Origin of the sequence: Roseixanthobacter finlandensis (genome assembly GCF_043195105.2) — a bacterium.
Classification (GTDB): Bacteria; Pseudomonadota; Alphaproteobacteria; order Rhizobiales; family Xanthobacteraceae; genus NCEH01.
The window spans coordinates 5197958-5210468 of record NZ_CM195536.1; the positions used below are offsets into that span (position 1 = coordinate 5197958).

Sequence of the window (12511 nt, forward strand, 5' to 3'; positions counted from 1 at the left end):
GCGCGTTCAGGCCGCCGCCTTTTTCTTCTTGCCGAGGAACGCCTCCATCACCTCCGGGTCGCGCGCGAGATCCGCGCTCGGCCCGTGGCGCGCCACCCGCCCGTTCGCGATCACATAGGCGTGGTCGGCGATGGCGAGCGCGTAGGAGGCAAGCTGTTCGACAAGCAGAATGGTGAGGCCGGCCGCATTGAGGTCGGCGAGGACCCGCATCAGCTGGTCCACGATCTTGGGCGCGAGTCCGAGCGAGAGCTCGTCGATGATGAGCAGCTCGGGTTCCGCCATCAGGCCGCGCGCGATGGCCAGCATCTGCTGCTCGCCCCCCGACATGGAGCCGGCCTGCTGGGGCAGCCGCTCCTTCAGGCGCGGGAACAGCGAGAGCACCTTTTCCAGCGTCGCCTTGGAGCGCTCGGACTTGAGGCCGCCATGGGCGTAGGCGCCGAGGATGAGATTGTCCTCCACGCTCTGGTCGGGAAACAGAAGCCGGCCTTCCGGCACCATCACGAGGCCGCGCGCCACCTTCCGGTCGGCGGAAAGGCGGGTGGTGTCCTCGCCCTTGAACAGCACTTGTCCGCCGGAGGGCCGAACCAGGCCCGTGGCGCCGCGCACCATGGAGGATTTGCCGGCGCCATTATTGCCGATCACGGCGACCAGTTGACCGCGCTTCACGCTCAACGAGATGTCGCGCACCGCCACCGCCGCGCCATAGCGCAGTTCCAGGGCGCGGATATCGAGGAGGATATCGGTGTCGCTCATGCCACGTCCTCCGCCTTGGCGGCATCGAGGGAAGCGCCGAAATAGGCTTCGATCACGCGCGGATCCTCCTGCACGATTGCGGGGGTGTCGCTGGCGATCACCTGGCCGTAATCCAGCACGGTGACGGTGTCGGCGACCGCCATGATCAGTTCCACATGGTGCTCGATCAGCAGCACCGAGATGCCGAGCGCGGCGATGGCGCGGATCATCTCTTCCAGCGCGTCGATCTCCTGGGTGGTGAGGCCGGCGGCCGGCTCGTCCAACAGCAGCAGGCGGGGCTTGGCCGCCAGGGCGCGGGCGATCTCCAGCCGCCGCTGCAGGCCGAAGGGCAGGAAGCGGGCCAGCTCATTGGCATAGGCATCGAGCCCCACGAAGGTGAGCAGGCCGATGGCGGCGCGCCGGCTCTCCTTCTCCTCGCGGCGCAGGCGCGGGGTGCGCAGCAGCGCGTCGGCAATCCCGTAGGTCAGGCGCTGCTGATAGCCCACCAGCACGTTTTCCAGCACCGTGAGCTCGCCGAACAATTCGGTGTTCTGGAACGTGCGGGCAAGGCCAATGCGCGCGATCTCGTGGGAGCGCTTGCCGGTGAGCTGGATGCCGTCCAGCTCGAATTCGCCTTCCGTGGGCTTGTAGAAGCCCGAGATGGTGTTGACGAAGGTGGACTTTCCGGCGCCGTTCGGTCCGATCAGGGCATGCACCTCGCCCGGCTTCACCCGCAGCGAGGCCTTGGAGAGGGCAGTGAGGCCGCCGAAGCGCACCGTGAGGTCGCGCGCCACCAGCTCCGCCTCGCCTTCGCGCACGTCGTGGCGCAGGCTCTGTTCGGCGGGAATGCCTTCGGCGGGATCCGCCTCGCGCTTTTCGGGGTTGAGGCGCTGGACCAGCATCCACAGCGTACCGACGATGCCGCGCGGCAAGGCGAACATCACCACCAGCAGCAGGGCGCCATAGGCGAACTTCTGCCAGAGCTGGAATTGCTGCAGAAATTCCGGGAGATAGGTGAGGATATAGGCGCCGATCACCGGCCCGAAGGTGGAAGCCGCCCCGCCCAGGATCACCATCAGCAAAAACCGCACGCTGTCGGCGAAGGTGAAGATGTCGGGCGAGATGTAGGAATTGAGGAAGGCGTAGAAGCTGCCCGCGATCCCCGCCGTCACGGACGCCACCACGAAGGCGAGCGTGCGCATGGCGGTGGCGTTGACGCCGAGCGCGCGGGCGGCGGTCTCGCTCTGGGACACCGCGAGCATGGCCCGGCCGTAGCGCGAGCGCTTGAGATTGTAGGTGGCGAGCGTCGCCAGGAACAGCGTCACCGCCAGCACGCCGTAGAAGGCGAAGCCGGAAATGCGATAGCCGAAGATGTTCGGGCGCGGGATCGAGGAGAGGCCCGTGGTGCCGCCGGTCAGCGACTGCCATTCGATGGCGACATTCTCCACGATGATGCCGAAGGCGATGGTGACGACGGCGAGATAGACGCCGCGCACCCGCACCGTGGGATAGGCCAGCAGCACGCCGAACGCCCCGGAGACGACGGCCGCGCCGATGCTGGCGCTCAGCATGTCGAAGCCGAGCCGCACCGCGAGGATCGCCCCGGTATAGGAGCCGAGGGCGAACAGGCCCGCCTGGCCAAGCGAGACGAGGCCGGTGAGGCCCACCAGCACGTTCAGGCCCACGGCGATCACGCCATAGATCAGGAACAGCATGAACAGGCGCAGTTCGTATTCGTTGCCGGCGGTGAGCGGCACCGCGATGAGGATCGCGGCGAAGACGAGGAAGCCGAGCGCGGTGAGGTGTCTCATACCTTGAGCACCTCCCTTTTGCCGAACAGGCCCTGCGGAAACACCAGCAGCACCAGGATCATGGAGGAAAAGCCGATGATCTCGCGGGCGGCGGTGGAGATGTAGCCCTCGACGAATTTCTCCATCACGCCGAACAGCAGGCCGGCGATCACCACGCCCGGCGCCGAGGTGATGCCGCCGATGATGGCCACCGCAAAGCCCTTCAGCCCCAGCAGCGTGCCCATGGTGGCGGACACCTGGATCACCGGCGCCACGAGAATGCCCGCCGCCGCGCCGAACAGGGCCGCGAGCCCGAAGGAGAAGGCGACGATGCGGTTGACATTGATGCCCATGAGGGCGGCGGCGCGCTTGTCATGGGCCACCGCCTGCATGGCGCGGCCGACCAGCGTGTGTTTCTGCATGAATTTCAGCCCCACCATGGCGAGGATCGCGACCAATGGGATCAGCAATTCCTGCGGATAGATGCCGGCGCCCAGGATGTGCACCGCCTTTTCCACGCCGGGCGAGGGCAGGGGGCGGGAGAAGCCGCCGAACTGCATGGTGGCGAGGCTCTCGATCATGATGCCCACCGCGATCGTGGTGAGCATCCAGCCAATCGAGGTGGTGCCGCCGGTGAACGGGCGCACCGCGAAGCGCTCCAGGAGAATGCCGAACAGCGCGCCGGCGACCACGCCGAGCCCGCAGGCGAGCCACAGCGGCAGGCCCGCATCGACCCCCAGCACGGCCAGGACGGCGCCGATCATCAGCGTGTCGCCATGGGCGAAATTCACCGCCTTGGCGGCGGTCCACATGATGTGGAAGCCGAGCGCCACGAGCGCATAGATGCCGCCGATGGCGAGGCCGGAGAGGGTGTATTGAATGAAGGTGCTCATCGCGCTGCCCGTGTGTTGGCCGCTGTTGCTGATGTCCCGGTCGCGCCGCGCGGCCCCCTCCCCACCCCTCCCCCGCAAGCGGGAGAGGGAGCAGGGCGCGCCTGGCTTCGGCATCCCTCCGAAACCTCCTGAGGCCTTGCACAACACGTCCCCTCTCCCGCTTGCGGGGGAGGGCTAGGGAGGGGGAAGGCCGGGGAGGACCGAGTCCTCCGGAGGAGAACGACCAAGGGGCCGGCAGGACCTCAGTTGGTCTTGCCGTACTTGGTCTGCTCGATGGGCAGCAGCTTGCCGTCCACCCACACCGTCAGCTTGTAATATTTGGGCAGGATCGCGTCCTGGCGCTCCGGGTCCTTGGCGTCGAAGGCGGGCTTGTATTCGGCCACCAGCCCGTCGAGGTTCACCGTGTAGAGCGCGTCATGCACCTTCTTCCAATCGAAGGCGCCGGCCTTCTCGATGGCGGCGGCGATGATGTAGACCGCGTCATAGGCATTGGCCACGCCCGATGGCATCTTGACGTCGGAGGGCTGCTTCAGGCCGTACTTGGCTTGGAGCTTCTCCCACAGCGCCTTCTTCTTGGGATCCATGTCGCCCATGAAAGTATAGGTCTGGATCACTTCCACGCCGTCGGCCAGCGGCCCGGCGAGTTCGCCGAGATTGCCGGCGATGCCCCAGGCGCCGATGATGGTCGGCTTGTAGCCCACCTTGTCCATGGACCGCAGGATCTGGTTGCCTTCGCGATCCAGCGCCCAGAACAGCACCACGTCCGCCCCGGCGTCGCGGGCGCGGATCACCTGCGGGCTCATGTCCTGGTCGCCCCAGTTGAAGGTCTCGGTGGCCACCAGCTCCTTGCCGGCCTTGGCCATGGCGTCCTTCACGTCCGGCAGGGCGCCGTTGCCCCAGCCGGTGTTCTCGTAGAAGAACGCGACCTTGCCGGTCTTGGAGGCTTTCAACGCCTGCTCGACGAGGAAGCGCGCCACCCATTTGTCCTTCGCCGAGACGCGGAACATGTAATTGGGATTGGCGCCGTTCTCGATCGCCTTCGTGTTGGCGGCGAGCACGCCCACATAGGGAATGCCGATCTCGTTCACCGGCTCGGCCTGGGCGACCGCGACGGTGGAATGATAGCCGCCGAGGATGGCGACGCACTTGTCGGCGAGCGCGATGCGGCGGGTGTTGTCGACGCCGCGCGGCGGGGCGCCGGCATCGTCATATTGCACGAAGCTGAGCTTCTTGCCGAGCACGCCGCCCTTGGCGTTGATCTCGTCGACGGCGATTTCGGCGCCCATCTTGATGGCGGCGCCGCCGAACGCGGCGGGGCCGGTGGTTGCGGCGGAATTGCCGATGCAGGGCTGCTGCTGCGCCATCGCGAGCGTGGAGGAGAGGCCGAGCATGACCGTCGCGGCCAGCAGCTGGCCACGTAAAAGCATGTGTGAAGGCATGTATTTATTCTCCTGTTGTCTACAGGATGTGTGGGCATTTCGCCCCTGTTCCCATCTGCACAATAAAGCTACCGACAAGTCCGGGCCACCGACAAAGATGATTTTCCAATCGCCGATATAGGGAGTTCCTATGAAGGCATTTTATAGGCAGAAGCGATGCTCAATCACATGCAATAATACATTATAAAATAACGTTTTTTCCACAAATGCTGCCCATAGTTTAAGCAGCTTGGCGCTTGGGAAGTCGTTTGACAAATCGAATCCCCTCGTGAGAATTCAGGGCTTGCAAAGGTGGTACATGGATCTTCGCCAGCTCAAATACTTCGTCCAGATTGCGGAAAGCGGGAATTTCTCGCGTGCCGCGGAAATCCTGCGGGTCGCGCAGCCCTCCTTGAGCCAGCAGATGAAAAACCTGGAGGATGAGCTGGGCGTTGATCTGCTGGTGCGCCATGCGCGCGGCGTCACCCCTACGGAAATCGGCCAGCAACTCTATGACCACGCCCGCCGCATCCTCCAGGAGGTGGACCGGGTGAAGGACGTGGTGCGCTCGCAATCGGCAAATCCCTCCGGCCGGGTTTCCGTGGGCCTGCCCACCTCCGCCTGCCGGGGCCTCTCCATTCCGCTCATCAACGCGCTGGCCGTGCACCAGCCCAACATCACCTTGCACGTGGTGGAGGCGATGACCGGCTATCTGGACGAATTCCTCCAGCTCGGCCGGCTCGACGTGGCGCTGCTGTACGATCACAAGGCCTTCGAGCATGTGGCCTGGACCGAGATGATGGTCGAGGATCTCATGCTGTTCGTGCCGCCCGGTCATCCGCTCGCGGCCGAGGGCGAGGTTTCCTTCAAGCGCATGTTCGAGCTGCCGATCGTGCTGCCGGGCCGCCCCAATGTGCTGCGCACCGTGGTGGAGCAGTTCGCCGCCCGCCACGACGTGGTGCCGACAGCCATGGATTGCGACAGCCTGCCCGCCATCGCCAAGCTGGTGCTCCAGTCCACCGCGTTCGCGATCATGCCGCATTTCGCGCTGACCGAGGAGATGGCGCGCGGCGAGATGGTGGCGGTGCGGATCGTCGATCCCACCCCCTCCTGGCGCCTGTCGGTGGTGGTGTCCCAGCGCACCATGAACCTGCGCGGCAGCGAGGCGGTGGCGCAGGTGATGGCCGATGTCATCGCCGGCATGGTGGAGGCCGGCGTCTGGCGCGCCCGCCTGCGCGCCGAGAAGACCCGCGGGGAGCTTTTCCGCGCGCCGGCGAAATAGGCGTCCGCCAATAGCCGGCCGCCAGGCCCGTGCCGGGCGCGGGTGCGCTTCCCGCGCATTTCGGGGGGCAATCCGAGATGTCGGGCGAACGTTCGCCCGAAATCGCGGTGTGATCGGCCCGAGAGGTGCGGAGAAGGCTCTTTAAACCGCGATTCGTCCGCCGTAAGTCTTTGGTTTCACGTGAAACATTTTACGGTGAGGTAGCTGTGCGGTGTTGGATCTTCTTGGAGTCAGGCGTCCGCCAAGGCCAGCTGCACGTGCCGCACCCCGAGTTCCGGGCTGGTGAGAATGGGGATGGAAAAGCCGTTATCCCCTTGGTCCTCAAGGGCCCGCGCCATGGACGCCTGGGCCAGCACCACCACATCCACCTTGGGCACCATGGCGGCGAGCTCGGCCCGCACCAGCACATCATGTCCGGCCCGATCCCCCGCCGCGAGCCGGGCGAACGCGCCCTCGCAGACCCCACTGGTCAAGGTCACCCGGACCCCCTTTTGTGCGGCATGGTGTTTCAAAAGATCGGTGGTGGGGACGAGGGTGGTGGAGAGCGTGGCCAGCACCCCGATGCGGGTGCCTTTCTCCAATGCCGCCAAGGCCATGCCGTCATCGACCCGGAACAGCGGCACCGGGCACAGCGGGATCGCGGCATCCACCGCCGGTCCGAGGGAGGAACAGGTGACGAGCACCGCATCGGCCCCTGCATCTACCGCCGACCACACATAGCCGGCCAGCCGGCGCATGGTGAGGCGGGAGAGCTCGCCCATGCGAATCGTATTCCGCAACAGGCTTTCATCGACGATGTTGAACGGTTCCCAGCCGGGCAGATGGCGCCGCGTGAGATCCTCGAACACCGGCACGAGGCCGGCGACCGTATGGATGAGGGCCAATGAGCGGGGTGCGGACGCGGAGGTCGTCATCGGGAAGCGGCTCGGCTATTTGGGAAAGGCGGTGTTGAGTTCGTCGATCTGCGCCGCCGTGAGCAGGCGCGGCTGGCGATCTCGCAGCAGCACCAGCAGCTTGGCGGTTTCCTCAAGTTCCTCGGCGGCATAGACGGCGCCCTGGAGGTCCTTGGCGGTGACCACCGGGCCATGATTGGCCAGCAGCACCGCCGCGCATTCCCCCTTCAGCTCCCGGATCAGCGTGCCCATGGCCGGATCGCCGGGGCGCACATAAGGCAGCAGCCGCACCTTGCCGACCCGCATCACCACATAGGGCGTGAGCGGGGCGATGCAGTCGGCGGGGTCGATCTCCGGCAGGCAGGAGAGCGCGGTGGCGTAGGTGGAATGCAGATGCACCACCGCGCCGGTGCCGGGGCGGGTCTCGTAATAGGCGCGGTGCAGGAACACTTCCTTGGAGGGCTTGTCGCCCGACACGTGGTTCCAGTCCCGGTCGAGCTTGGAGATGCGGCCGGCCTCCAGAAAGCCAAGGCAGGAATTGGTGGGGGTGATCAGCACCCCGTCCTCCACGGCGACCGAGATATTTCCCGCCGAGCCGACCGAATAGCCGCGCTCGAACAATGAGCGCGACAGGCGCACCAGGAGATCGCGGGTGGCAGCTTCATCCATGGCTCAGGCTCCCGTCGTGCCGGCGATGGCGCCGAGCGCCTTGCCGAAGAAATCGGGGGCGCCGAAATTGCCGGATTTCAACGCCATTCCAAGGCCGGTGCCGTCTTCCGCCACCAGGACCGGCACGCCCGGATCGATCTCAGGTCCGATGCGGAACGAGGTGACGCCGAGGGCCGAGACAACAGCGCCCGAGGTTTCCCCGCCGCCCACCACGATCCGCCGCATGCCGGCGTCATAGAGCGCCTTGGCGGTCTGGGCGAAGATCCCGTCCAGCTTGTGGGCGACTTCGCTGCGACCGTACTTTTCTTGCAGCGCCGTCACCTGCTCCGGCCGGGAGGAGGAATAGACCAGCGGCGCGTGGCCGGGGTTGGCCTGGATGAAGGCCACGAGATCGGCGGCGGTGATGGTGCCGTCCATCACCTTGTCCACGTCGATGGCGAGCACCGGATGGTCCTTGCCGTGCACCTCGATCTGCTGGAGCGTTGCGCGTGAGCAACTGCCCACCAGCACCGCTTCCGGCCCGCCGATCAGGTCCACGGCCGGATTTCCGCCCTTGGCGAGGCCCGCCTTGATGAAATTGCGCGGCAGGCCGAGCGCGATGCCGGAGCCGCCGGTCATCAGGCGGGCATCGGCGCAGGCTGAGGCGATGGCGAGCAGATCGGCATTGGTCAGGGCATCGACAATGACGAGCCGCTCGCCTTTCTCCGACGCGGCCGCAAGGCCCGCACGGATCGCATCGGGCCCGCGCTGAAGCACGGGCCAATCCACCAGGCCGACCGGATCCTGGCACTGGAGCTGCAGCCAGCGCCGCAAATCGGCGTCGGTCATGGGGTTGAGCGGGTGATGCTCCATGCCGGAATCGTTCAGCAGGCGATCGCCGACGAACAGATGGCCCTTGTAGATGGTGCGCCCGGCATCGGGGAAAGCGGAACAGGCGATGACGCCCTTCTCGCCGAGCCGCCGCGCCAAAGCCTCGCCCACCGGGCCGATATTGCCTTCCGGGGTGGAATCGAAGGTGGAGCAATATTTGAAGATCACCTGCCGGCAGCCCTGGGCCTCCAGCCAGTCGAGCGCCGCCAGCGACTGCGCCACCGCCTCGTCCGCCGGGATGGAGCGGCTCTTCAGCGAGATGACGCAGGCTTCCACGTCATCCGCCGCCGGAACGGTGGGAATGCCGAGATATTGCACCGTCTTGAGGCCGCCTTCCGGCGCGATCCCCTTGGCGATGGTATTGGCGATGTCGCTCGCCCCGGTGAAATCGTCGGCGATCACTCCAAGCAGCATGGCGGGCACTCTGTGAGAGGGGGCGAGGGGTGGCGGATGGCTCCGCCGCCGGTCAGGCGTTTTCCTTCAGCACCGCGCGCTTGGCCTTCACCAGGGCGGCGAGGCAGCGGTCGCGCCACGCCTTGCGGGCATCGAGCTTGTCCGCCGGAGTCTTCGCGCGCCGCTGCGCTTCGACCTGCGCGACCAGGGCATCGCTCCAGGGGCGCGGGTCGGCCTGTTCCTTCGCGAGATCGTAATACATGGGCCCGAGCTTGGCGCAATAATCGGCGACGCCACCCTGGGCGTTGAGGTCGATGGTCTCGAACGGGCCCATGAAGAACCAGCGCAGGCCGAGGCCTTCCGAGATGGCGGCATCCACGTCGGTGGCGGAGACGATGCCGTCCTCCACGAGGCGGAAGGCTTCGCCCAGCACCGCGCTCTGCAGGCGGTTGACCACGAAGCCGGCGATCTCGCGGTTGAGGCGGATCGGCACCTGCCCCACGGCCTTCATCAGCGCGTCGGTGCGCTCGACGACGCTGGGTGCGGTCCAGGGGGCGGGGATGATTTCCACCAGCGGGATGAGGTGCGGCGGGTTGATGGGATGGGCCACCACGCAGCGCTCGCGGCCCTCGATCTCGGCCGTGAAGGAGGAGGCGGGCAGGCCGGAGGTGGAGGAAGCGATCACCGCATCCGCCTTCACCAGCTTGGCCAGCTCCCGGTAAAGCGCCTGCTTGATGGGAAGCCGCTCCGGCGCGCTCTCCTGGATGTAATCGGCGTCGGCCACGGCTTCCGCCAGGCTCGCGGCGGGCATGAGGCGGGCGAGCACGGCGGCGGGCGTCTCGCCGTTCAGCAGACCCTGTTCGGCAAGGCCGGGCGCTGCGCCGGCGGCAAAGTCGAGCGCCGCCTGGAGGGAGGCGGGCGAGGGATCATAAAGCGTCACGTCAAAGCCGGCGCGCGCGAATACGAGGCCCCAGGAGCCTCCCACAAGGCCACAGCCGACAAGAGCGATTTTCGTCATCTGGGAATGTCCCGGTTGGAAGGTGAAGCCGGCGGCGGGCCGCGCCGCCGGTTCGAAAGAGGCGGCGCGCCGCCGGACATCACGCGGAGGCGGCGAACCCGCCGAGATAGGCGGCGCGGACCTGGGCGTTGTTCCACAATTCGTCCGGCTTGCCCGACACCAGCAGGGCGCCGGCCTCCAGCACATAGCCGCGGTCGGCGACCGACAGCGCCATGTTGGCGTTCTGCTCCACCAGCAGCACCGTGGTGCCGCGCTCGCGGATCTGGGCGATGATGCGGAACACCTGCTGCACGATCTTCGGCGCGAGGCCGAGCGAGGGCTCGTCCAGCAGCAGCAGGCGGGGCTTGGCCATCAGGCCGCGCGCCACGGCGACCATCTGCATCTGCCCGCCGGAAAGCGTCCAGCTATAGGCGTGCTCCAGGCGTTGCAGATCGGGGAAGAAGGCGAACATTTCGTCCGCCTCCCGCTCCAATTGCGCGCGGCTGACGCCGGAGCGGTTGGACGAGCCGAGCAGGATGTTGTCGCGCACCGTGAGGCCGGGAAACAGGCGCCGGCCCTCCGGCACATGGGCGATGCCGAGGCGGGCGATGGCGCCCGTCTTCATGCCCAGGATCGAATTGCCGGCGAAGAGGATCTCGCCCGACGTGTTCGGCATCAGCCCGGAGATAGAGCGCAGCGTGGTGGTTTTTCCCGCGCCGTTGGAGCCGAGCAGGGCGACGATCTCGCCCTCGTTCACGGTGAGGTCCAACCCCTTGAGGACGTCGCTCGCGGTATAGCGCGCGGTGAGCCCCTTGATCTCAAGCAGCTTCATTTTGCGGCTCCCCCAGATAGGCGGCGATGACTTCGGGATGGCTGAGCACGGACTTGGGGTCGCCGTCGGCGATGCCGCGTCCGAAGTTCAGCACCGTGATGCGGTCGGCCACTTGCTCGATCAGCTTCATGTCGTGGTCGATGATGACGATGGTCAGGCCGTGGCCCTTCAGGCGCTTGAGCAATTCCGCCATCTCGCCCTTTTCGGTCAGGTTGAGGCCGGCGGCGGGCTCGTCCAGCAGCAGGATTTCCGGCGAGCCGGCGAGGGCGCGGGCGATCTCCACATAGCGCTGGTGGCCGTAGGGCAGATCGCCCACCGGCAGGTGCGCCACATTGCGCAGGCCCACGAAGTCGAGCGCGGCAAGCGCCCGCTCCACCGTGGCGTCGGCGCCGGAAATGTCATTGCCGGGCCGCTCGGCGCCGATGGTCACATTCTCGAGCACCGAGAGGCCGCGGAAGACGCGGATGTTCTGGTAGGTGCGGCACATGCCGCGCCGGGTGCGCTCATGGGGCGGCAAAGCGGTGATGTCGTCGCCGAGCAGCTTCACCCGGCCTGCCGTCGCCACGTAAAGGCCGGTGATGACGTTGAGCATGGTGGTCTTGCCCGAGCCGTTCGGCCCGATCAGCGCATGCACCGAGCCCTTGCGGACCTTGAAGTCCACGCCGTCGAGGGCTTTAAGGCCGCCGAAATGCTTGGCGAGCCCGGTCACCTCCAGCACCACGTCGGCCGACATGGTCCCGGTGCGGCTGAGCAGGGGCAGGGGCGTCACCGGGCCGGTGTCGGCGGGTGCGGGCTTGAAGAAGCGCTTGGTGAGAAGACCCCAGACGCCGTTCGGCAGGAAGATCATGATGGCGATCACCGCCGCGCCATAGACCGCCAGATAGGCTTGGCGCAGGAAGCGCAGCCATTCCGGGAGCAGCACCAGAAGCACCGTGCCGAGCAGGGCGCCGATGGGGGACTGCACCCCGCCCAGCAACGCCATGGTGAGCAGAACGATGGATTCGTTGAAGGTGAACTGGTCCGGCGAGATGTAGGAGAAGGCGCCGGCGAACAGCCCGCCGCCGAGGCCGCCGAGGGCCGCGCTGATGCCGAAGGCCACGGTCTTGGTGCGGAACACGTTGATGCCGCAGGTGGAAGCGGCGATTTCATTGTCGCGCACCGCCTGCATGGCCCGGCCGAGGCGGCTGGTCTTCAGCAGGGCAGCATAAAGCGTGACCACCACCAGGAACACCATGCATAGGCCGAGATAGGTGGACCCACCCGAGAGATCGAGCGGCCCGATCACCGGGCGCGGCACGCCGGAGACACCGTCGGGGCCGCGGGTGAGGCTGATCCAATTGGTCAGCACCATGGTGACGATCATCTGGAAGCCGATGGTCACCATGGCGAGATAATGCCCGCCGAGCCGCAGCGAGGCAAAGCCCAGCAACATGCCGCCGAGCCCGGTCAGCACCACCCCCATGCCGAGCGCGACGAAGAAGGGCAGGCCGTAATCCACCGTGCCGAGGGCGACGCAATAGGCGCCGATGCCCAGGAACGCGGCCTGGCACAGGGCGAGTTGGCCGCAATAGCCGAGCACGATGACGACGCCGGCGACGGCGATGGCATAGGTCGCCGCCTGCATCATGATGTTGAGATAATAGCCGTGGGTCGGCGCCACGAAGGCGATTGCGATCACGGCGAGGATGGCGATGCCACCGAACAGGAGACCGCGGTTGCGGTGCGAGGCTGCGGTTTTCATG

At 66.7% G+C, this 12511-nt stretch carries 11 protein-coding genes; 1 reads left to right on the forward strand and 10 read right to left on the reverse strand.

Annotation, left to right across the window (positions count from 1 at the left end):
- Positions 1-6: 6 nt before the first annotated feature.
- From V5G24_RS24115 to V5G24_RS24130, 4 genes are all read right to left on the reverse strand, one after another.
- Positions 7-753, reverse strand: coding sequence for an ABC transporter ATP-binding protein (locus tag V5G24_RS24115; protein WP_394084401.1), 747 nt, complete (start codon positions 751-753; stop codon positions 7-9).
- Positions 750-2543: a branched-chain amino acid ABC transporter ATP-binding protein/permease gene (locus V5G24_RS24120; protein ID WP_394084403.1), complete on the reverse strand. Its 1794-nt coding sequence runs from the start codon at positions 2541-2543 to the stop codon at positions 750-752. The genes V5G24_RS24115 and V5G24_RS24120 overlap by 4 nt, the downstream gene beginning before the upstream one ends.
- The gene (locus V5G24_RS24125; protein WP_394084405.1) at positions 2540-3415 is read right to left on the reverse strand and encodes a branched-chain amino acid ABC transporter permease; all 876 of its coding nucleotides are present in this window, start codon (positions 3413-3415) and stop codon (positions 2540-2542) included. Before V5G24_RS24125 ends, V5G24_RS24120 begins: the two co-directional genes overlap by 4 nt.
- A gap of 242 nt (positions 3416-3657) precedes the next feature.
- The gene (locus tag V5G24_RS24130) at positions 3658-4842 is read right to left on the reverse strand and encodes an ABC transporter substrate-binding protein (RefSeq protein ID WP_394084532.1); all 1185 of its coding nucleotides are present in this window, start codon (positions 4840-4842) and stop codon (positions 3658-3660) included.
- A 310-nt stretch (positions 4843-5152) separates the two neighbouring features.
- Between V5G24_RS24130 and V5G24_RS24135 the strand changes: the two genes are divergently transcribed.
- Positions 5153-6115 carry a LysR family transcriptional regulator gene (locus tag V5G24_RS24135; protein ID WP_394084407.1) on the forward strand — a complete coding sequence of 321 codons (963 nt, stop codon included), beginning with the start codon at positions 5153-5155 and terminating at the stop codon, positions 6113-6115.
- Positions 6116-6345: 230 nt separating this feature from the next.
- Here the strand turns inward: V5G24_RS24135 and V5G24_RS24140 are convergent, their stop codons facing one another.
- The 6 genes from V5G24_RS24140 to V5G24_RS24165 all read right to left on the reverse strand — a co-directional run bounded on the left by V5G24_RS24140 (position 6346) and on the right by V5G24_RS24165 (position 12510).
- Entirely contained in the window at positions 6346-7029 is a 684-nt protein-coding gene (locus V5G24_RS24140) for an aspartate/glutamate racemase family protein (protein WP_394084409.1), read from the reverse strand.
- 15 nt (positions 7030-7044) lie between these two features.
- Entirely contained in the window at positions 7045-7677 is a 633-nt protein-coding gene (gene otnC, locus V5G24_RS24145) for a 3-oxo-tetronate 4-phosphate decarboxylase (RefSeq protein ID WP_394084411.1), read from the reverse strand.
- A 3-nt stretch (positions 7678-7680) separates the two neighbouring features.
- Entirely contained in the window at positions 7681-8961 is a 1281-nt protein-coding gene (gene otnK / locus V5G24_RS24150) for a 3-oxo-tetronate kinase (RefSeq protein WP_394084413.1), read from the reverse strand.
- 52 nt (positions 8962-9013) lie between these two features.
- Entirely contained in the window at positions 9014-9958 is a 945-nt protein-coding gene (locus V5G24_RS24155; RefSeq protein WP_394084415.1) for a 3-hydroxyacyl-CoA dehydrogenase, read from the reverse strand.
- 79 nt (positions 9959-10037) lie between these two features.
- On the reverse strand, positions 10038-10769 hold the full coding sequence (locus tag V5G24_RS24160) for an ABC transporter ATP-binding protein (RefSeq protein WP_394084417.1): 732 nt from the start codon (positions 10767-10769) through the stop codon (positions 10038-10040).
- Complete coding sequence (locus V5G24_RS24165; RefSeq protein ID WP_394084419.1) at positions 10756-12510, reverse strand: branched-chain amino acid ABC transporter ATP-binding protein/permease; 1755 nt, start codon at positions 12508-12510, stop codon at positions 10756-10758. Before V5G24_RS24165 ends, V5G24_RS24160 begins: the two co-directional genes overlap by 14 nt.
- Position 12511 lies beyond the last annotated feature (1 nt).